The sequence below is a fragment of the uncultured Friedmanniella sp. genome, from assembly GCF_964244285.1.
GTDB lineage: Bacteria > Actinomycetota > Actinomycetes > Propionibacteriales > Propionibacteriaceae > Microlunatus.
In genome coordinates this window covers 1-20886 of record NZ_CAXTHT010000014.1, presented here as the reverse complement: position 1 = coordinate 20886, position 20886 = coordinate 1, and the positions used below count along the sequence as shown (strand labels likewise).

At 71.0% G+C, this 20886-nt stretch carries 20 protein-coding genes and 1 tRNA gene; 19 read left to right on the top strand and 2 right to left on the bottom strand.

Annotation, left to right across the window (positions count from 1 at the left end):
- Positions 1–13: 13 nt before the first annotated feature.
- Positions 14–1315 carry a glycosyltransferase 87 family protein gene (locus tag ACFE7W_RS19335; RefSeq protein WP_375426461.1) on the bottom strand — a complete coding sequence of 434 codons (1302 nt, stop codon included), beginning with the start codon at positions 1313–1315 and terminating at the stop codon, positions 14–16.
- Between the two features lie 94 nt (positions 1316–1409).
- Positions 1410–1484: transfer RNA gene (locus ACFE7W_RS19330), tRNA-Arg, on the bottom strand.
- Positions 1485–1700: 216 nt separating this feature from the next.
- Between ACFE7W_RS19330 and lysA the strand changes: the two genes are divergently transcribed.
- The 19 genes from lysA to atpD form a co-directional block, all read left to right on the top strand.
- Positions 1701–3101 carry a diaminopimelate decarboxylase gene (gene lysA / locus ACFE7W_RS19325; RefSeq protein ID WP_375426460.1) on the top strand — a complete coding sequence of 467 codons (1401 nt, stop codon included), beginning with the start codon at positions 1701–1703 and terminating at the stop codon, positions 3099–3101.
- 124 nt (positions 3102–3225) lie between these two features.
- Positions 3226–4623, top strand: a complete 1398-nt coding sequence (locus tag ACFE7W_RS19320; protein ID WP_375426494.1) for a homoserine dehydrogenase — start codon at positions 3226–3228, stop codon at positions 4621–4623.
- Between the two features lies 1 nt (position 4624).
- Positions 4625–5707: a threonine synthase gene (thrC, locus tag ACFE7W_RS19315; RefSeq protein WP_375426459.1), complete on the top strand. Its 1083-nt coding sequence runs from the start codon at positions 4625–4627 to the stop codon at positions 5705–5707.
- Positions 5694–6656, top strand: a complete 963-nt coding sequence (gene thrB / locus ACFE7W_RS19310; RefSeq protein ID WP_375426458.1) for a homoserine kinase — start codon at positions 5694–5696, stop codon at positions 6654–6656. Before thrC ends, thrB begins: the two co-directional genes overlap by 14 nt.
- 319 nt (positions 6657–6975) lie before the next feature.
- Positions 6976–9042, top strand: coding sequence for a transcription termination factor Rho (gene rho, locus ACFE7W_RS19305; protein ID WP_375426493.1), 2067 nt, complete (start codon positions 6976–6978; stop codon positions 9040–9042).
- A 139-nt stretch (positions 9043–9181) separates the two neighbouring features.
- Positions 9182–9394 carry a 50S ribosomal protein L31 gene (gene rpmE, locus ACFE7W_RS19300; RefSeq protein WP_375426457.1) on the top strand — a complete coding sequence of 71 codons (213 nt, stop codon included), beginning with the start codon at positions 9182–9184 and terminating at the stop codon, positions 9392–9394.
- Between the two features lie 128 nt (positions 9395–9522).
- A complete protein-coding gene (gene prfA, locus ACFE7W_RS19295; RefSeq protein ID WP_375426456.1) occupies positions 9523–10605 on the top strand; it encodes a peptide chain release factor 1 in 1083 nt (360 codons plus the stop codon).
- A complete protein-coding gene (prmC, locus tag ACFE7W_RS19290; RefSeq protein WP_375426455.1) occupies positions 10602–11474 on the top strand; it encodes a peptide chain release factor N(5)-glutamine methyltransferase in 873 nt (290 codons plus the stop codon). Before prfA ends, prmC begins: the two co-directional genes overlap by 4 nt.
- Before the next feature lie 40 nt (positions 11475–11514).
- Positions 11515–12375 (top strand): L-threonylcarbamoyladenylate synthase, encoded by an 861-nt coding sequence (locus ACFE7W_RS19285; RefSeq protein ID WP_375426454.1) that lies wholly within the window; start codon positions 11515–11517, stop codon positions 12373–12375.
- A complete protein-coding gene (locus ACFE7W_RS19280; RefSeq protein WP_375426453.1) occupies positions 12376–13506 on the top strand; it encodes a glycosyltransferase family 4 protein in 1131 nt (376 codons plus the stop codon).
- Positions 13507–13700: 194 nt separating this feature from the next.
- Positions 13701–14165 carry a hypothetical protein gene (locus ACFE7W_RS19275; RefSeq protein ID WP_375426452.1) on the top strand — a complete coding sequence of 155 codons (465 nt, stop codon included), beginning with the start codon at positions 13701–13703 and terminating at the stop codon, positions 14163–14165.
- Between the two features lie 35 nt (positions 14166–14200).
- A complete protein-coding gene (locus tag ACFE7W_RS19270; RefSeq protein ID WP_375426451.1) occupies positions 14201–14497 on the top strand; it encodes an AtpZ/AtpI family protein in 297 nt (98 codons plus the stop codon).
- Positions 14494–15285 (top strand): F0F1 ATP synthase subunit A, encoded by a 792-nt coding sequence (gene atpB / locus ACFE7W_RS19265; RefSeq protein WP_375426450.1) that lies wholly within the window; start codon positions 14494–14496, stop codon positions 15283–15285. Before ACFE7W_RS19270 ends, atpB begins: the two co-directional genes overlap by 4 nt.
- Positions 15286–15332: 47 nt before the next feature.
- A complete protein-coding gene (gene atpE / locus ACFE7W_RS19260; RefSeq protein ID WP_375426449.1) occupies positions 15333–15569 on the top strand; it encodes an ATP synthase F0 subunit C in 237 nt (78 codons plus the stop codon).
- Positions 15570–15574: 5 nt separating this feature from the next.
- Positions 15575–16117 carry a F0F1 ATP synthase subunit B gene (locus ACFE7W_RS19255; protein ID WP_375426492.1) on the top strand — a complete coding sequence of 181 codons (543 nt, stop codon included), beginning with the start codon at positions 15575–15577 and terminating at the stop codon, positions 16115–16117.
- Positions 16114–16983, top strand: coding sequence for a F0F1 ATP synthase subunit delta (locus tag ACFE7W_RS19250; RefSeq protein WP_375426448.1), 870 nt, complete (start codon positions 16114–16116; stop codon positions 16981–16983). Before ACFE7W_RS19255 ends, ACFE7W_RS19250 begins: the two co-directional genes overlap by 4 nt.
- A 70-nt stretch (positions 16984–17053) precedes the next feature.
- A complete protein-coding gene (gene atpA, locus ACFE7W_RS19245; protein WP_375426447.1) occupies positions 17054–18691 on the top strand; it encodes a F0F1 ATP synthase subunit alpha in 1638 nt (545 codons plus the stop codon).
- 1 nt (position 18692) lies between these two features.
- Positions 18693–19604 (top strand): F0F1 ATP synthase subunit gamma, encoded by a 912-nt coding sequence (locus tag ACFE7W_RS19240; protein WP_375426446.1) that lies wholly within the window; start codon positions 18693–18695, stop codon positions 19602–19604.
- Between the two features lie 7 nt (positions 19605–19611).
- Positions 19612–20886: F0F1 ATP synthase subunit beta (atpD, locus tag ACFE7W_RS19235; RefSeq protein WP_375426445.1), on the top strand; the 1275-nt coding region annotated here is incomplete at its 3' end.

The window sequence follows — 20886 nt, the reverse complement described above, 5'->3', positions numbered from 1 at the left end:
CGGCCTGGCGCCCTCAGTCCAGCAGGGCGGCGGGGCGGGCCAGGCGCAGCCACGCGTGCCGCCAGGCGGCCACGGTGAAGACCACCAGGAAGATGTTGCGGACCGAGGTCACCAGCGTCGAGACGACGATCCCGGCGTGGCCCTGGCGTCCCAGGAACCCGTCGTAGAGCAGCGGGTAGACGAGCTGGGTCAGCAGCGCCAGGACCAGGAGCTGACCGGCCAGCCGGCCGACCGTGCGCTGCACGGTGGCGTCATCCTCAGAGCGCAGCAGCAGCAGCGCGGCCGTAGGCCCGCCGAGCCAGAGCAGGTACTGCGGGCTCAGGGTCTTGTTGGTGATCGTCATGATCGCCACGGTGGCCAGGACGGCCAGGCCGAGCGCCACCGGTGAGGGTTGCGGGTGCCGGAAGGCCCGCACCGACAGGGCCACGATGGCCACCAGGCCGACCACGGTGGCCACGGTGCTCAGCGTCAGCAGCGGGTTGACGCCCGGCCCGAAGATCTCGTAGGCCTGGTACTTGGAGATGTCCACGAGCCAGCCCGAGGGGCGGACCGCCCGGGCCAGCATCAGCGGGGTGGCCCAGATCGACTCGATCTGCAGGCCGCGGTCGGACTGCCAGGTCAGGGGGGAGACCAGCCGGGCCCAGCCGCCCAGGAGGAGGCTGACCAGGGCGAGGCCGACGCCGACGCCGACGAAGCCCCAGGCGACCGGACGGCGGGTGGCGCGCGGGGCGAGCAGCGGTCCGATCAGTAGCGCCGGCCAGAGCTTGACGGCCGCGCCGAGGCCGGTGAGAGCGCCGGCGAGCGCCGGCCGCCGACGGACCGCGAGCAGCGCGCCGCCGACCAGCACCGCCGGCAGGATGTCGAAGCGCAGGTAGGACAGGGGACCGATCAGGAAGACGAACAGCAGCCAGAAGTCGCAGGCCGCGGTGTGCCGCCGGCCGCTGCTGCGCCACAGCGCCCAGGTGAAGAGCGCGTCCAGGAGGAGCATGAAGACGATGAAGGCGGCCAGGTAGCCGGCCCGGTTGCCTCCGGTCATCCCGTACGGCAGCCAGAGGATCCAGGTGACGGGGGTGGGGTACTCGTTGAGGGTGGCAGCCAGCCCGACGTCGAAAAGCGCGTGGATCTTGCGCTGGTAGTAGAAGACGTCGCCGACGACGAAGGCCTCGAACAACGCCAGGACCAGCAAAGTGAGCAGCCGGCTGACCAGCCACACCAGGACCAGCGTCCGACCGCTGCGGCGTCGGCCGTACCCGGCCGCGAGCCGGCGAAAGGGACCCGAACCCGGTCGGGTGGGGGAGAGGGCGTGAGCAGACACTGAGCCTTCCCGTCCGGCGGCAGAACCCGGCGAATGTACCACCGCGGCCCGGCCCGGCCCGGGCTGTCGGGCCCGATCTGAACCCTGGTCCTGCTGGCGCCCCCGGCAGGATTCGAACCTGCGCCACCGCCTCCGGAGGGCGGTGCTCTATCCCCTGAGCTACGGGGGCCGGGCCGGTCGAACCGGCCGTCAGCCCGTCTGGGCCGAAGAGAAATGTACCAGTCCGACAGCCCCGCGCCGCACGTTGCGTGTCCAGGGTGAGCTTGCCTCCGCTCGAGCGGACGCAACGTCACCCTCACAAGGCGCAGGACGGTCGATGCGTGGGACGGGTGTCCAGCCGATGGCGCCGACGGGGATCGCTTCGGCCGTCTGGGATCCTCGACGCGTGACCCACACCCACGTCGCGGGCTCCATCCACGCCGACGCGACCTCGCGCGCCCCCGGCTGGCTCGCCGTGCCCGAGGACGTGAACGCCCTGCTGCCCCGGCTGTGGAGCCAGACCGTGAGCAAGGACGCCGACGGGGTGCTGCAGGTGGGCGGCATGAGCGTCCTCGACCTCGCCGAGCAGGTCGGCACCCCCGTGTACGTGGTGGACGAGGTCGATCTGCGGGCGCGGGCACGGGCCTTCGCCGAGGCGTTCGCGGGCTGGGAGGTCTACTACGCCGCGAAGTCGTTCCTCTGCACCGCCGTCGCCCGCTGGGTGAGCGAGGAAGGGCTCGGGATCGACGTCTGCACCGGCGGCGAGCTCGCGGTCGCCCAGCGCGCCGGCGTCGACCTCCGGCGGGTGGGCCTGCACGGCAACAACAAGAGCGTCGCCGAGCTGCGCCAGGGGCTGAGTGCCGGCGTCGGCCGGATCATCGTCGACTCCTTCGACGAGATCGCCCGGCTCGAGGCGCTGGCGGGCGAGCTCGGCATCCGGGCCCGGGTGATGGTCCGGGTCACCACCGGGGTCGAGGCCCACACCCACGAGTACATCGCCACCGCCCACGAGGACCAGAAGTTCGGCTTCTCCATCGCCGGCGGTCAGGCAGCGGCCGCGCTCGCGGCCTGCGCCGGGGCCGAGTGGCTCGACCTGGTGGGCATCCACTCCCACATCGGTTCCCAGATCTTCGAGCCGGACGGCTTCGAGGTCGCGGCCCGTCGCACCCTGCGGCTGCACGCCGACTTCGCCCGGTCGACCGGCACCGAGCTGCCCGAGCTCGACCTCGGCGGCGGCTTCGGCATCGCCTACACCAGCGCGGACACCCCGTCGACGCCGCAGGCCCTGGCCACGGCGTTACGGGGCATCATCGAGGCCGAGTGCGCGGCGCTCGGGGTCGCCGTGCCGCACCTCTCCATCGAGCCCGGCCGGGCGATCAGCGGGCCCAGCGCCTTCGCGCTCTACCGCGTGGGCACGGTCAAGCAGGTGCTGCTGGACGGTGGCACCAGCCGGCTCTACGTCGCCGTCGACGGCGGGATGAGCGACAACATCCGGACGGCCCTGTACGCCGCCGAGTACTCCGCCACGGTGGCCAACCGGCGCTCCGACGCCCCGCCGGCCATCGCCCGGGTGGTCGGCCGGCACTGCGAGGGCGGCGACATCCTGGTCCGCGACGAGTTCCTGCCCGCCGACGTCGCGCCCGGCGACCTGGTCGCGGTGCCGGCTTCGGGCGCCTACAGCCGCTCGATGGCCAGCAACTACAACCACGTGCCGCGGCCACCGGTGGTGGCGGTCCGCGACGGTGAGGTCTGCACCCTGGTACGACGGGAGACCATCGAGGACCTGCTGGCCCTCGACGTGGGCTGACCCTGGCTGCTCCCGCGGGTGTGCCACAGAACGGACAGATTGGTCGTCCCCTCGGGTGCGATGGGAGAGAATGAGTCGCCGCCAGCCCCTGCCGGCGCAACACAGCCGGAAGGAACTCGTGAGCATGACGACCGTGGCCAGCGCCCCGCCGGCCGCGCCGGTGCCCGACGCGGCCCCGGTGGCCGGTCCGGCGAACCTGTCCGCGGTGCCGCTGCGGGTGGCTCTGCTGGGTTGTGGGGTCGTCGGCTCCGAGGTGGCCAGGTTGCTCACCGAGCAGGCCGTGGACCTCCGCGCCCGCGTCGGCCGTCCGCTGGAGCTCGTCGGGATCGCCGTCCGCCGCCCGCACCGCAGCCGCCCCGGCATCGACCCGGCCCTGTTCACCACCGACGCCGCGGCGCTCGTGGCCCGGTCCGACGTGGACCTGGTGATCGAGGTGATCGGCGGCATCGAGCCGGCCCGCTCGCTCATCCTCACCGCCCTCGCGCACGGCGCCTCGGTCGTGACCGCCAACAAGGCGTTGCTGGCCGAGGACGGGGCCACCCTGTACGCCGCGGCCGAGCGGGCTCAGGCGGATCTGTACTTCGAGGCGGCGGTCGCCGGTGCCATCCCGATCATCCGACCCCTGCGCGAGTCGCTGGTCGGGGACGAGATCACGGCCGTTACCGGCATCGTGAACGGCACCACCAACTTCATCCTCGACAAGATGGACACCGACGGCGCCGGCTTCGGCGAGACGCTGGCCGAGGCGCAGGAGCTGGGCTACGCCGAGGCGGACCCGACCGCCGACGTCGAAGGTTTCGACGCCGCCGCGAAGGCCGCGATCCTGGCCAGCCTCGCCTTCCACACCCGGGTGACGGCAGCCGACGTCTACCGCGAGGGGATCACCGAGGTCACCTCCTCCGACATCGCCTCGGCGCGGGCCATCGGCTGCGTGGTCAAGCTGCTCGCCATCTGCGAGCTCTCCGACCCCGACCCCACCGACGCTGCCGACCCCAGCCCCAGCCGCGACCGCAGCGTCTCGGTCCGGGTGCACCCGGCGATGATCCCGCGCAGCCACCCCCTCGCCTCGGTCGGCGGCGCCTACAACGCCGTGTTCGTGGAGTCACGATCGGCCGGTCGGCTGATGTTCTACGGCCCGGGGGCCGGCGGCTCGCCGACCGCGAGCGCGGTTCTCGGCGACCTCGTGACGGTGGCCCGCAACCGCGTCCGGGGCGCCGTCGGACCGGGGGAGTCCAGCTACGCCGCCCGGCCCGTGGCCGACATCGGCGCGGTGACGACCCGTTACCACCTGTCGCTCGAGGTGGCCGACGTGGCCGGGGTGCTCGCCCGGATCGCTCAGGTCTTCGCCGAGCACGACGTCTCGATCCAGACGGTCCGGCAGAACGGCCGGGGCGCCGAGGCCTCGCTGGTCATCGTCACGCACCGGGCCAGCGACGCCGCGCTCAGCGCCACCGTGGCCTCGTTACGGGAGCTCGACGTCGTGCGCGACGTGACCAGCGTGATGCGAGTGGAAGGTGAATGACATGGCCGAGGCCGCCGTGAAGCTGAGACCCGCCCGCGGACTGATCGCCCGCTACCGCGACTGGCTGCCGGTGGGCACCGACGACCCGGTGGTCTCCCTCGGCGAGGGCAGCACGCCCCTGGTCGAGGCCGGTGCCCTGTCCGAACGGCTGGGCTGCTCGGTCTGGGTCAAGGTCGAGGGGGCCAACCCGACCGGCTCGTTCAAGGACCGCGGGATGACCGTGGCCGTCACCGCCGCGGCCGCCGAGGGCGCGAAGGCCGTGGTCTGCGCCTCGACGGGCAACACCTCCGCCAGCGCTGCCGCCTACGCCTCCCGGGCCGGGATGCTGCCGATCGTGCTGCTGCCGGCCGGCCGGATCGCCGCCGGCAAGCTGGCTCAGGCCATCGTGCACGGCGGCCAGGTCGTGCAGGTGGACGGCAACTTCGACGACTGTCTGGACCTGGCCCGCCAGCTGGCCGACAGCTACCCCGTCGCCCTGGTCAACTCGGTCAACGACTTCCGCCTCGAGGGCCAGAAGACGGCCGCGTTCGAGGTCGTCGACGACCTCGGTGACGCGCCTGACCTGCACGTGATGCCGGTCGGCAACGCCGGCAACATCTCCGCGTACTGGCGCGGCTACCGCCAGTACGCCGCCGCCGGTCACGCCACCCGCACGCCGCGGATGTGGGGCTTCCAGGCCGCCGGCGCGGCTCCGCTGGTCCTGGGCCGGCGGGTGCTCGCCCCCGAGACGGTGGCCAGCGCGATCAGGATCGGCAACCCGGCCTCGGCGCATCTCGCCCTTGCCGCCCGGGACGAGTCGGGCGGCCTGATCGAGGCCGTCACCGACGAGCAGATCCTCGACGCGCAGGCCTACCTGGCCAGTCGCGAGGGCATCTTCGTCGAGCCGGCGTCCGCGGCCGGGGTCGCGGGCCTGCTGCTGATGCACGAGCGCGGCGGGCTCGACCCCGGTCAGCAGATCGCCGTGACGGTCACCGGCCACGGCCTCAAGGACGTCGACACCGCGCTGGCGCGCCGCACCCCGCTGCAGACCGACGTCGTGTCGGCCGACCTGACGGCGGTGGCCGAGGTCTGTGGCCTCCGCTGACCCCGCCGCCCCGACCGCCGCTGACCTGGCCCCGGCCGGGATGCACCGGCTGGAGCCCGGGCGCAGCGTCACCGTCGAGGTGCCGGCCACCAGCGCCAACCTGGGTCCGGGCTTCGACTGCTTCGGCCTGGCCCTGTCCTGGCGTGAGCAGGTCGAGATCGGGGTCACCGGCGGCGGTTACCTCGTCGACGTGACGGGTGAGGGCGCCGACCAGGTGCCGCGCGACGACAGCCACCTGATCCTGCGCTCGGCCGTCCGGGGACTGGCCGACCTCGGAGCGACGGTGCCCGGGCTCAGGCTGCGCTGCCACAACACCATCCCGCACGGCCGTGGGCTGGGCTCCTCCTCAGCCGCCATCGTCGCCGGGCTGCTGGCTGCCGTGGCCCTGGTCCGCCCCGGGGAAGAAACGGGGGTCCGCCGGCGTTGGCTCCTGCAGCACGCCAACGAGGTCGAGGGTCACCCCGACAACGTGGCGGCCGCGATCTACGGCGGCTTCACCCTCGCCTACGCCGGTACGGCGGGCCTGGACGTGGCGGTCGTCCCGGTCCACCCCGACGTGACGGCGTCGGTCTACATCCCCGACACGGCCGTGGCCACCACAGCGGCGCGCGGTCTGCTGCCACCGACCGTTCCGCACCGCGACGCGGCCCAGAACAGCGGGCGGTCCGGGTTGCTCGTGCACGCGCTGTCGGCCGCCCCAGACCGGCTGCTGGACGCCACCGCCGACTGGCTGCACCAGGACTACCGGGAGCCGGCGATGCCGGGCTCGTGGGCCCTGATGACCAGCCTGCGGGCGCAGGGACGGGCCGCCGTGATCAGCGGCGCCGGCCCGACCGTGCTGGTGCTCGAGCGCCGTGACCGGGTGGCCGGCCTGGTCGACGTGCCCGGCTTCCGCCGGGTCGAGGTCGGCATCGGGACGGGGGCCGCTGAGGCCCGCGTCGACGGCTGACCCTCACCCTCGGAGGACACCAGCGGCCGAGGTGGACGAAAACCTCAGCAGCAGTGCTAGCCTTTCTTTGCCGCATTGGCCAGAGAACCACAAGGACGTCACGACGAGTCAGAGGTAACGGTTCCCGGCCAGGCATTCGCCGCAGAGGCAGGCGCGGCGCGGATCAGCTCTTCCCGACAGGTCCCCGCCATCTCCTTCCACGACACGTCGCCATGACGTGACGCGAAACTCAGAACTACCGCCCCGGATCGACGCATCTCGGGACCTGGATGGGCACACGCCCGATCCGAAAGGAAACATCTTGACTGACATCGCCGAAATGACGAGCGCGCCGCCGACCGATGGCGCCGCTGCTCGCAGGCGCAAGGGCTCGGGGCTGGACGCCATGGTGCTGCCCGAGCTCAAGCAGCTCGCCGGCTCCCTGGGACTCAAGGGCACCGGCGCGATGCGCAAGGGCCAGCTGATCGAGGCCATCCAGTCGGCCCAGGGCGGCTCCACCGGCCAGGCCGGTGCCGGTAACGGGGAGCGGCGCACGTCCCGTCGGACCGGAGCCCCCGCCGAGCAGTCGAACCGCGGCAACGGCGCCCCGGCCGATGTAGCCGCAGCCCTGGACGACCTGCAGCGTGCCCCGCGCGAGGAGATCGCCCGGGTCGAGGAGACCGCCCGTACCGAGCCGGCCCGTACTGGGACCGCCCCCGAGGCGCGGCAGCACGGGGAGCAGAACGGTGCCGACGCCCCGGCCGAGTCCGGTGACGCCGGCGAGGGTGGCGACCAGGGTGAGCGTCGTTCTCGACGCCGCGAGCAGGGCCGCGACTCCCAGCAGCGCGAGCAGAACGGCCGCCAGAACGGCGAGCAGGCTCAGCGCAGCGGCGACCAGAACGGTCGCGGTGGTGACCAGGGCGCCCGCCAGAACGGCGAGCAGCGCAACGGTGGCGACCAGAACCGCAACGACCAGCGCAACGGTGGCGACCAGAACCGCAACGGCAACGGCAACGACCAGAACCGCAACGACCAGCGCAACGGCGGCGACCAGAACCGCAACGACCGCAACGGCAACGACCAGCGCAACGGGAACGACCAGCGCAACGGGAACGACCAGCGCAACGGGAACGACTGGGACGACGACCAGGGCGGCCGTCGTGGGCGCCGCCGTCGCAGCCGGGACCGGCAGAACCGGCGCACCGGCCGCAACGGCACCGGCGGGGGGATGGAGCGCTACGAGTCCGACCCGGTGGTCTCCGACGACGACGTCCTCGTCCCGGCCCGCGGGATCCTGGACGTGCTCGACAGCTACGGCTTCGTCCGCACGTCCGGCTACCTGCCCGCCCCGGAGGACGCCTACGTCACCCTGGCCATGATCCGGAAGTACGGCCTGCGCAAGGGCGACGTCGTCACCGGTTCCGTCCGGGCGCAGAAGGAGGGCGAGCAGAACACCACCGGCAAGCCGTCCAAGTCCAACCCGTTGATCAAGCTCGAGACCGTCAACGGTGCCGACCCGGAGCTGGCCAAGAACCGGGTCGAGTTCGCCAAGCTGACGCCGCTGTACCCGCAGGACCGGCTGAAGATGGAGACGACGCCTACCAACCTGACCGGCCGGATCATCGATCTCGTCTGTCCGGTGGGCAAGGGCCAGCGCGGGCTGATCGTCTCCCCGTCCAAGGCCGGCAAGACGATGATCATGCAGTCCATCGCCAACGCGATCCACCAGAACAACCCCGAGGTGCACCTCATGGTCGTGCTGGTCGACGAGCGTCCCGAGGAGGTCACCGACTTCCAGCGGGCCGTCCAGGGGGAGGTCATCGCCTCGACCTTCGACCGGCCGGCCAGCGACCACACCACGGTCGCCGAGCTGGCCATCGAGCGGGCCAAGCGCCTGGTCGAGGCCGGCCGCGACGTGGTGGTGCTGCTCGACGGCATCACCCGGCTGGGCCGGGCGTACAACATCGCGGCCCCGGCCAGCGGCCGGATCCTCTCCGGTGGTGTCGACTCCGCCGCGCTCTACCCGCCGAAGAAGTTCTTCGGTGCCGCGCGCAACATCGAGGGCGGCGGCTCGCTGACCATCCTCGCCACCGCGCTGATCGAGACCGGCTCCAAGATGGACGAGGTGATCTTCGAGGAGTTCAAGGGCACGGGCAACATGGAGCTGCGGCTGCGCCGGGAGTTCTCCGAGAAGCGCATCTTCCCGGCCATCGACGTGGACGCCTCGAGTACCCGCCGCGAGGAGCTGCTGATGAGCCGCGAGGAGCTGTCGATCGTCTGGAAGCTGCGCCGGGTGATCGGCGGTCTGGACAACCTGCAGGGCCTGGAGATGCTGCTCGACCGGCTGCGCAAGACCCAGTCCAACGGGGAGTTCCTGATGGCCATCACGAAGAACATCCCGGCCTGATCGCCGGGACTAAACGCGGGGGATCCCCGGTTGGAGCATTTGTGACCGTGGGACCTCCTGCGGCACACTGAACCCTTGCTGCCGGTTCCCGTCGAGGACGCGACTCGCGTGACGACCCGGCACACGAAAAGGAGAACCGATGAAGGCCAACGCCCACCCCACCTACGTGGAGACCCAGGTCACCTGTACCTGCGGCAACACGTTCACCACGCGCAGCACGAACGCCAACGGCATCATCCGGGCGGACGTCTGCTCGGCCTGCCACCCGTTCTACACGGGCAAGCAGAAGATCCTGGACACCGGTGGCCGCGTGGCCCGCTTCCAGAAGCGGTACGCCAAGGTCGCCAAGTAGCACCACAGGCGCCGGGAACCGAGGTCACCTCGGCTCCCGGCGCTTTGCACGTCCCCACACCCAGGCCGACTTGTCAGAACTGAGTTGCCCCAGGGGACACCTCAGTTCTGACAAGTCGGGAGAGCATGGTGTTTGAGGCTGCTGGTCCGCTGCTGGGTGAGTTCGCGGCACTCGAGGCCGAGCTCGGGGACCCGAGCATCCACGCCGACGTGGCCCGCTCCCGCCGGGTCGGTCGTCGCTACGCCGAGCTGACCCCCATCGTCAAGGCGATGGCGGAGTACACCCGGCTGAGCGACGACTTGGCCGCCGCGCGCGAGCTGGCCGACGACGACCCGGGCTTCGCCGCCGAGGCCGAGGTCCTGGAGACCCAGCTCGTCCCGGTCGTGGAGCGGCTGACCCGGCTGCTGGCGCCCCGGGACCCGAACGACTCCGCCGACGCGCTGGTGGAGATCAAGTCCGGTGAGGGTGGCGAGGAGTCCGCGCTGTTCGCCGGCGACCTGCTCAAGATGTACACCCGCTACGCCGAGAGCCGCGGCTGGAAGGTCGAGGTGCTGGACGCCCAGGAGACCGACCTCGGCGGCTACCGCTCGGTGACCGCGGCGGTCAAGGCGCCCTCGATGGGCGAGCCGGACGCCATGCCGTACGGCGTGCTCAAGTTCGAGGGCGGTGTGCACCGGGTGCAGCGGGTGCCGGTGACGGAGTCCCAGGGCCGCGTCCACACGTCCGCCGCGGGTGTCCTGGTGATGCCCGAGGTCGACCAGACCGAGGTCGAGATCGACGAGAACGACCTGCGTATCGACGTCTTCCGCTCCTCCGGTCCGGGCGGCCAGGGCGTCAACACCACCGACTCTGCCGTCCGGATCACCCACCTGCCCACCAACATCGTCGTCTCGTGCCAGAACGAGCGCTCGCAGCTGCAGAACCGTGAGCAGGCCATGCGGATGCTGCGCTCGCGGCTGATCGCGGCGGCCGAGGAGCAGGCGGCCCAGGACGCGTCGGCCGCGCGCCGCAGCCAGGTCCGGACCGTCGACCGCTCGGAGCGGATCCGCACCTACAACTACGCCGAGAACCGGATCTCCGACCACCGGATCGGCTTCAAGGCCTACAACCTGGACTCGGTCCTGAACGGCGACCTCGGTGCGGTGCTGACCGCCCTGCAGGAGGCGGACACCGCTGAGCGGCTGTCCCAGGTCGGCGAGCCGGTCGGGTGACCTCGCCCGTACGACCCCTGCTCGCCCGCGCCGTCGCCGAGCTGCGCGACGCCGGCGTGGAAAGCCCGGAGCAGGACGCGCGGGTGCTGCTCAGCCTGGTCTGTGACATCGAGGTGGCCAGGCTGCCGCTGCTGGACGAGGTGAGCGACGCCCAGGTCGAGCTGTTCGAGTCGATGGTGATCCTCCGGGCCGTCCGGACCCCACTGCAGCACCTGACCGGGCGCGCCTACTTCCGCCACGTCGAGCTGGCCGTCGGTCACGGCGTCTTCGTGCCCCGGCCGGAGACCGAGGTGATGACCGGTTGGGCCATCGAGCAGCTGCGGCCGATGGCGTTGCGGATGCAGCGGCCGTTGGTCGTCGAGCTGTGCACCGGCTCGGGCGCCATCGCGAAGGCCCTGTACGACGAGCTGCCCCGTCGCGTGCAGCTGCACGCGGTCGAGCTGAGCGAGGACGCCGCCACCTGGGCCCTGCGCAACCTGCGCGACACCGCGGTCGAGGTGCACGTCGGCGACATGGCCGACGCGCTGCCCGAGCTCGACGGCCTGGTCGACCTGGTGATCGCCAACCCGCCCTACATCCCGCTCGACGCGTACGAGTCGGTCGCGCCGGAGGTGCGCGACCACGACCCGGCGCTGGCCCTGTTCTCCGGCGAGGACGGCCTGGACGCGATCCGGGTCCTGGTCCGGACGGCGGCCCGGCTGCTCAAGCCCGGCGGCCTGCTCTGCTTCGAGCACGCCGACGTCCAGGGCGAGTCGGCGCCCGCCGTGGTCGCCGCGAGCGGCGGCTTCAGCGCCGTCCGGGACCACACCGACCTGACGGGTCGTCCCCGCTTCGTCACGGCGGTCCGGCGTCCGGCGGCGCGGAGCTGAACGGCCGGGCGGCGCGAACTCCTCTGGCAGGATGGACCGCGTGAGCGAGGCCTTCGAGAACGACCGCGCGGACGACTCGGACGACGCGTTCGACGAGCCCGAGCCGGTCGACGGGTTCGAGGACCTCGGCACCGACGTGGCCGACCAGATCTACGAGCGGTTCGACTGCACGTCCGGAAGCGAGGACCGCGCCGCCGGTGTGGAAGCGGCCCGGGCCGCCGTCGACGCCGGCGCGTGCGTGGTGCTGCCCACCGACACCGTCTACGGCATCGGAGCCGACGCCTTCAACGGCGACGCGGTCCAGCGGCTGCTGGACGCCAAGCAGCGGGGTCGCGACATGCCGCCACCGGTACTGATCGGTGACGCCAGCCTGATCCGCGCTCTCGCCAGTGACGTGCCCGAGCAGGCGAAGGACCTCGTGGCGCGGCACTGGCCCGGTCCGCTGACGGTGATCTGCACCATCCAGCCCAGCCTGCGGATGGACCTGGGTGAGACCGGCGGCACCATCGCGCTCCGCGTCCCCGACCACGAGCTCACCCGCGAGGTGCTACGCCGGACGGGCCCGATGGCGGTGAGCAGCGCCAACCTGAGCGGTCGGCCGGCGGCCCTGACCTGCGACGACGCGGTCGAGCAGCTCGGCGACGGGGTCAGCGTCTACCTGGACGGTGGCCCGCTGTCGGCCTCCGGCGGACTGCCCTCGACCATCGTCGACTTCAGCCGGCACGAGGAGGGCGAGGTGCTGCGCCATGGTGCGCTGGACGTGGCCCTGCTCCGCGAGACCCTGCCCGACCTGATCGACCTGGTGGAGCCGGAACCCGAGCCGGAGCCCGAACCGGAGTCCGAGCCCGAGCCGAAGCCCGCGCCGGAGGCCACCGACACCCCCGAGCGCCCGGGGGACTGAGTGCGCGAGTACCTCCTGGTGCTGCTGGTGGCGGCGTCGGTCACCTACCTCAGCAGCGGGCTCTGCCGACGGCTGGCGCTGCGGATGGGCGCCCTGGCCAAGGTGCGCGACCGGGACGTGCACACGATCGAGATGCCCTACTTCGGCGGAGTGGCCATGCTGGCCGGGGTGGCGGCGGCGGTCCTGCTGGCCTGGCACCTGCCCTTCCTCGGCCGCGACCCGCTGATGCAGGCCGACTCGCGCGGCGTCCTGGTGGCGGCCCTGGTGATCAGCGCGGTCGGGGTGCTCGACGACCTCTACGACCTGTCGGCGCTGACCAAGTTCGCCGGGCAGGTGCTCGCGGCCGGTCTGGCGGTGGCGTTCGGGGTCAAGATGTTCTGGATCGCGCTGCCGGGGGAGACCATCGTGCTCGACAACTCTGCCTCGGTGGCGATCACCGTCTTCTTCATCGTGCTCTGCTCCAACGCGGTCAACTTCGTCGACGGCCTGGACGGGCTGGCGACCGGCGTCGTCGGGATCGGGGCGTGCGCGTTCTTCGCCTACTCCTACTTCCTGACCGTCAACGAGGGTCTCACCCGTGCGACCACGTCCAGCCTGGTCACGGTGGCGATCGCCGGGGCCTGCCTCGGCTTCCTGCCGCACAACTTCTTCCCGGCCCGGATGTTCATGGGCGACTCGGGGGCGATGCTGCTCGGGCTGCTGCTCGCGACCTCCACCATCAGCCTCACCGGCCAGATCGACACCTCACAATTGCAGGACTCCAACGGCGGGCTGATCCCGGCCCTCCTGCCTCTGGTGCTGCCCGTGGCGATCCTGGCCCTGCCCTTCCTCGACCTCGTGCTGGCCTTCGTCCGGCGGACCTACGCGGGCCGCTGGTGGTTCGTGGCGGACAAGCAGCACCTGCACCACCGGCTGCTCGAGCGGGGGCACAGCCAGCGCCGGGCCGTGCTGCTGATGTACATCTGGTCGGCGCTGGTCTCGTTCGGGGTGATCGCGCTAGGTCTGGTCCGGGGCGACGCCCAGTGGACCGTGGTCGCGGTGGTCGGCCTCCTGGCCGTCGTGCTGCTGCTGGCCACGCTCGGCCGGCCGTTGGGGGCACGCTCGCCGGTGGGCCGCGGCGAGCTTCCCTGACCCACGGTCCCCGAGCGCTCCCCGCGGGTCCGGGCAGGCGTGGCGGCGGCGCCCCGCCCCTGTCCGCGATGCTAGGGTTCACAGACCTTCACGTCCCGCCCCGGCCTTCCGGAGCAGGTGACCTGGCCAACTGACCGATCACGAACAGGACGCGCACCCCGATGACCGTGGACAGCCGCCCCGAGCACGCAGCGATGCCTGCCGAGGGTCCCAGCGTTCACGTCCGACGAGCCCGCAAGCTGCTGCTCGGCGGGGCGGTCGGCGGCGTGGTGGCCGCGATCCTCGCCCTGGTCGGCTTCGGCCTCGGCTACGGGTCGGCCGGGCTCGCGTCGGCCGCAGTCGCCGCGGCGATGGTGCTCTTCTTCTACGGGCTCGGCCAGTACGTGATGGTCCTGTTCGCCGACGCCGGGGCGAGGCTGCTGCTGAGCGTCGCCCTGTGCAGCTACACCACGCGTGTCCTGGTCCTGGGCCTGGTGCTGCTGGTCTACTCCCGGCACGCCACCGCCTTCGCGGCCCTGGTCCCGACCGTGGTCTTCCTGACCACGGTGGCGGTCGTGGTCGGCTGGCTGGTGGCCGAGGTATGGGTCTTCGCCCGGCTGCGGATCGGGGTCTACGACGCCGAGTACGCCGCCCCGGCCGGAGCGGACGACGCCGCGTGAGCGCCCCGCCCCGGACTGCTAGCGTGAGCAGGACCATGAGCCAGAGTCGCGAAGCGGAGCCATCGACGCCTGCCGCCGACGTGGCCTCGGCCGAGATGAACCAGGGCATGAGGGTGCTGTCGTACCTGATCGCCGGGGTCGCTCTGTACGGCGGGATCGGCTGGGCCGCGGACCACTGGCTCGGTACCCACGTCCTGCTACCGGTCGGGCTCGTTCTCGGCGCAGGGCTGGCCATCTACATGATCATCAAGCAGTTCGGGGCCGAGGCGCTGACGGACGACGCCGCCCGGCCGACCACCGAGCAGCAGACGACCGAGAAGGGGAGCTCGTGAGCGGCTTGACCGGCCTGATCCCGATGGAGGGCTACACCCCGCCGAGCACGGAGAGCTTTGCCTTTCCGCCGCTGTTCGACGGCCTGCCCTGGTTCGACCGGTACCTGTTGCAGGCGCTCGTGGGCTTCGGTCTGGTGCTGGCCTTCTGGCTCGTGATGGCGCGCAAGCGGGCGCTGGTGCCGAGCAAGGGCCAGTTCGTCGGCGAGTCCGCGTACATGTTCCTGCGCAACTCCGTCGGCCGGGACATGATCGGCCACGACTACCGCAAGTACCTCCCCTTCCTGATCGCCCTGTTCTCCTTCATCCTGGTCAACAACCTCTGGGGCATCTTCCCGCTGACCTTGCTGCCGACCGCGTCCCATGTGGGCTGGGCCTACGGCCTGACGGCGATGGTGTGGGTGCTCTACAACGCGATCGGGATCCGCAAGTTCGGGTTCGGCGGCTACCTCAAGCACGCCACGATCCCCTCGGGGGTCCCTGGGCCGATGCTGATCCTGGTCATCCCGCTGGAGTTCCTCTCCAACATCCTGGTCCGCCCGCTCACCCTGTCGCTCCGGCTCTTCGCCAACATGTTCGCCGGTCACCTGTTGGTGCTGGTGTTCGTGCTGGGCGGGGAGTACCTGGTGCTGCACAGCGCTCCCCTGATCAACAAGGTCGCCGGCGTCGCGTCTTGGATCTTCAGCATGGCGATCTTCGGGCTCGAGCTCTTCGTGCAGATCCTGCAGGCCTACATCTTCACCGTTCTCACCGCCCAGTACATCTCGTCGGCGACCGCCGACGAGCACTGACCGCACCCCAGATCCGCAGCCCTGCGGGACACGAAAGGAACCAACAGATGACTCCCATGGAGCTCGTCGGCTCGCTCGGTATCGTCGGCTACGGCCTTGGCGCCATCGGCCCGGGTATCGGCGTCGGCCTGATCTTCGCCGCCGTCATCAACGGCACCGCCCGCCAGCCCGAAGCCCGCGGTGCGATGCTGAGCACCGCCTTCATCGGCTTCGCCCTGACCGAGGCGCTGGCCATCATCGGCATCGCGCTGGCCTTCGTCTTTGGGTTCGTCGGCCAGCCGTGACCCCGATGGCGGAGAACCCGCTGCTGCCGGAGCTGCCCGAGGTGATCGCGGCGGTGGTGTTCGTGGGCATCCTCACGTTCATCATCACCAAGTACGTGGTGCCGCTCTTCGAGGCGACCTACGCCGCCCGCACCGAGGCGATCCAGGGCGGCATCGAGAAAGCCGAGCGCGCCCAGGAGGCAGCGGCTGCTGCGTTGCAGCAGTACACCGACCAGCTGGCCGACGCCCGGTCCGAGGCGGCTCGCATCCGCGAGGATGCCAAGACCCAGGGCTCGCAGATCCTCGCCGAGATGCGGGAGCAGGCCCAGACCGAGGCTGCCCGGATCCGCGAGTCCGCCCAGGCCCAGCTCGAGGCTGAGCGGGCGCAGGTGCTGGTCTCGCTGCGCAGCGAGGTCGGCGGCCTGGCCACCACCCTGGCCGGTCGCATCGTCGGGGAGTCCCTCGACGACGACGAGCGGGCCCGGCGCACGGTCGACCGCTTTCTGGCCGACCTGGAGCGCTCCGACCTCGAGGGGTCGGCCGACAGCCAGCCAGCAGGGCGGCCATGAGCGCAGGCAGCGAAGCCCGGTTGGAGGCGCTGGACGAGGTCCTGGACAGGGGCGTCGCCAGTGCGCGCAGCACGGAGGACGGCGTTCTGGCCACCGTGGCCTCCGTCGTCACCCGGGCACCCAGCGCGGGCGACGTCAGCGCACTGCCGGGCGACCTGTTCGCCGTGGTCGACGCGCTCGACTCCTCGGTCACCCTGCGGCGCGCCCTGACCGATCCCGGCGTGTCCGAGACCGGACGTCAGCAGCTGATCCACCGGCTGCTCGACGGCCGGGTGTCCAAGCTGGCGGTGCAGGTGGTGGTCGAGGCCGTCACCATGCGCTGGGGCGGTGGCCGGACGCTGGCCGCAGCCCTGGAGCGGCAGGCGGTCCGGGCCCAGCTGCTCGTGGCCGACCGCGACGGCAACCTCGAGGAGACCGAGGACGAGCTCTTCCGCTTCGCCCGGGTGGTCGAGTCCACGCCCGAGGTGCGGGACGCGTTGAGCGACCGCGGCGTCGACCTGGCCGGTCGTCGGCAGCTGGTCGCCGATCTGCTCACCGACCGGGCGAACCCGTCCACGGTGGTCCTGGCCGCACGCGCCGTGGCCGCACGGGAGCGGACCTTCGCCCACACGATCGAGGGTTTCGTCGCGCTTGCCGCGGCCCAGAAGAACCGCGTGGTGGCCACCGTCCGGGTCGCCCGGCCGCTCACCACCGACCAGCGTTCGCGGCTGCAGGCGGCCCTCCGGCGCCAGGTCGGCCGTGACGTCGCCCTGCAGGAAGTCCTCGACAGCGACGTCCTCGGTGGCGTCCGGGTGGAGCTGGGCGACGAGGTCATCGAGGGTACCGTCGCCGGCCGGCTCGAGTCGGCCCGACGGCTCTTCGGCTGACGCCGGCCAGACCAGACACGACCAACAGCACACGCAACCAACGCATTCAGATACGAGAGCAGGCACTCCGATGGCAGAACTGACCATCCGCCCCGAAGAGATCCGGGACGCGCTGGACCGCTTCGTCCAGAACTACACCCCGGACACCTCGAGCCGCGAAGAGGTGGGCACGGTCGTCACCTCGGGCGACGGCATCGCCCGGGTCGAGGGGCTGCCCTCAGCGATGGCCAACGAGCTGCTGGAGTTCGAGAACGGCACCCAGGGGATCGCCCTGAACCTCGACGTCCGCGAGATCGGCGTCGTCGTGCTCGGTGACTCCGAGGGCATCGAGGAGGGTCAGACGGTCCGCCGGACCGGCGACATCCTCGGCGTCCCCGTCGGGGACGGCTACCTCGGTCGCACCGTCAACGCCATGGGCATCCCGATCGACGGCCTCGGCGACATCGAGGGAGCGACCGAGCGTCGGGCGCTGGAGCTGCAGGCGGCCGGCGTGATGGACCGCCAGGAGGTGCGGCAGCCGCTGCAGACCGGCATCAAGGCCATCGACGCGATGATCCCGATCGGCCGGGGCCAGCGCCAGCTGATCATCGGTGACCGCAAGACCGGCAAGTCCGCGATCGCCCTGGACACGATCATCAACCAGAAGGCGAACTGGGACTCCGGCGACCCGGAGCAGCAGGTCCGCTGCATCTACGTCGCCATCGGCCAGAAGGGCTCCACCGTCGCGGGCATCCGCGGTGCGCTCGAGGAGGCCGGCGCCCTGCCGTACACGACGATCGTGCACGCCCCGGCGTCGGACCCGGCCGGCTTCAAGTATGTCGCCCCCTACACCGGCTCGGCCATCGGCCAGCACTGGATGTACCAGGGCAAGCACGTCCTGATCGTGTTCGACGACCTGACCAAGCAGGCCGAGGCCTACCGGGCGATGTCGCTGCTGCTGCGTCGTCCGCCGGGCCGCGAGGCCTACCCCGGAGACGTCTTCTACCTGCACTCGCGGCTGCTGGAGCGTTGCGCCAAGCTCTCCAAAGAGCTGGGCGGCGGCTCGATGACCGGCCTGCCGATCATCGAGACCAAGGCCAACGACGTGTCGGCCTACATCCCGACCAACGTCATCTCGATCACCGACGGCCAGATCTTCCTGCAGTCGGACCTGTTCAACGCCAACCAGCGGCCGGCCATCGACGTCGGCGTCTCGGTCTCCCGGGTCGGTGGCGCCGCGCAGATCAAGGCGATGAAGAACGTCTCCGGCTCGCTCAAGATCAACCTGGCGCAGTACCGCGACATGCAGGCGTTCGCGATGTTCGCCTCCGACCTGGACGCGACGTCGCGGCGTCAGCTGGACCGGGGCGCGAAGCTCGTCGAGCTGCTCAAGCAGCCGCAGTACAGCCCCTACCCCGTGGAGGAGCAGGTGGTCAGCGTCTGGTCCGGCATCAACGGCCAGTTCGACGACGTGCCCACCGACGACGTGCTGCGCTTCGAGCAGGAGCTGCTGGAGCACCTGCGCCGCAACGGCTCGGTGCTGGCGAACATCCGCGAGACGAAAGTCTTCGACGATGACACCGAGGCTGCGCTGACGAGCGAGATCGCGACGTTCAAGCAGAGCTTCCAGACCTCCGACGGCAAGCTGCTGGCGGGTCGGGAGGAGCACCAGTCGATGGACTCCGACGAGGTCGACCAGGAGCAGATCGTCAAGCAGAAGCGGAGCTGACGTGCCTGCCTCCCTCCGCGAGCTGAGGTCGAGAAAGAACTCCGTCGCGACGACCAAGAAGATCACCCGGGCGATGGAGCTGATCGCCGCGTCGCGGATCATCAAGGCCCAGCAACGGGCCCGCGACGCCGCTCCCTTCTCCCGCGAGCTGACCCGGGCGGTCTCGGCCGTGGCGACGTTCTCCAACGTGGACCACCCGCTGACCACCGAGCACGAGAACCCCACCCGGGCCGCGGTGCTGCTGATCACCTCCGACCGCGGTCTGGCCGGGGCCTACTCGTCCTCGGTGATCAAGGCGGGGGAGCAGCTGACCACCCTGCTGAGCGGCGAGGGCAAGACGGTGCTGCCGTTCCTCGCCGGCCGCAAGGCGATCGCGTTCTACCAGTTCCGTCGCCGTGAGGTCAGCGCCAGGTGGGAAGGCTTCTCCGACGCGCCGAGCTACGCCGACGCCCGGGAGATCGCCGACGCCCTGATCACCGCCTTCCGGACGCCGACCGAGGAGGGCGGGGTGGACGAGATCCACGTCGTCTACACCCGGTTCGTCTCGATGCTCACCCAGTCGCCGGAGGTCATCCGGCTGCTGCCGCTGGAGGTCGTCGAGGGCGAGGACACACCTGAACCCGACGAGCTGCTGCCGCTGTACGAGTTCGAGCCAGACGCCGCGACCGTGCTGGACGAGCTGTTGCCGCTCTACGTCGCCAGCCGGATCCAGTACTGCCTGCTGCAGGCGGCCGCCTCCGAGCTGGCCGCTCGGCAGAAGGCCATGAAGTCCGCCACGGACAACGCCCAGTCGTTGATCGAGACCCTGACCAGGCAGGCCAACCAGGCCCGGCAGGCCGAGATCACCCAGGAAATCAGCGAGATCGTCAGCGGCGCGAGCGCGCTCGCCGACGCAGGAGCCTCTAGTGAGTGAGGGAACCATGTCCACAACCATCTCCGACCGCCCCGCCAGCACGCAGTCCTCAGGCGGTGTCGGTCGCGTCGCCCGCGTGATCGGTCCGGTCGTCGACGTGGAGTTCCCGGTCGACACCATGCCCGACCTGCAGAACGCCGTGAAGGTCGACACCACCATCCAGGGCGTCACGACCACCATGACCATGGAGGTCGCCCTGCACATCGGCGACAACATGGTCCGCTGCATCGCGCTCAAACCGACCGACGGCATGCAGCGCGGGGCCGAGGTGCGCGACACGGGCGCCCCGATCTCGGTGCCGGTGGGTGACGTCACCAAGGGCCACGTCTGGAACGTGACCGGCGACGTGCTCGACGCCGACCCGTCGACGATCGAGATCACCGAACGCTGGCCGATCCACCGCTCCGCGCCCAAGTTCGACGCACTCGAGTCCAAGACCGAGATGCTGGAGACCGGCATCAAGGTGCTGGACCTGCTCACCCCGTACGTGCAGGGCGGCAAGATCGGCCTGTTCGGCGGCGCCGGCGTGGGCAAGACCGTGATGATCCAGGAGATGATCTACCGGATCGCCCACAACTTCGGTGGCACCTCGGTGTTCGCCGGCGTGGGGGAGCGGACCCGTGAGGGCAACGACCTGATCAACGAGATGGAGGAGGCCGGCGTCTTCAAGGACACCGCCCTCGTCTTCGGCCAGATGGACGAGCCGCCGGGGACCCGGCTGCGGGTGGCGCTGTCGGCGCTGACCATGGCGGAGTACTTCCGTGACGTGCAGAACCAGGACGTGCTGCTCTTCATCGACAACATCTTCCGGTTCACCCAGGCGGGCTCGGAGGTCTCGACCCTGCTCGGCCGGATGCCGTCCGCGGTGGGCTACCAGCCCAACCTGGCTGATGAGATGGGCCAGCTGCAGGAGCGGATCACCTCCACCCGCGGCCACTCCATCACCTCGATGCAGGCCATCTACGTGCCGGCCGACGACTACACCGACCCGGCCCCGGCCACGACGTTCGCGCACCTGGACGCCACCACCGAGCTCTCCCGCGACATCGCCTCCCGAGGTCTCTACCCGGCCGTGGACCCGCTCAGCTCGACCTCGCGCATCCTCGACCCGCAGTACATCGGGCAGACGCACTACGACACCGCGACCGAGGTCAAGGGGATCCTGCAGCGCAACAAGGAGCTGCAGGACATCATCGCCATCCTCGGCGTCGACGAGCTCTCCGAGACGGACAAGATCGTCGTCAACCGGGCCCGCCGGATCCAGCAGTTCCTCAGCCAGAAC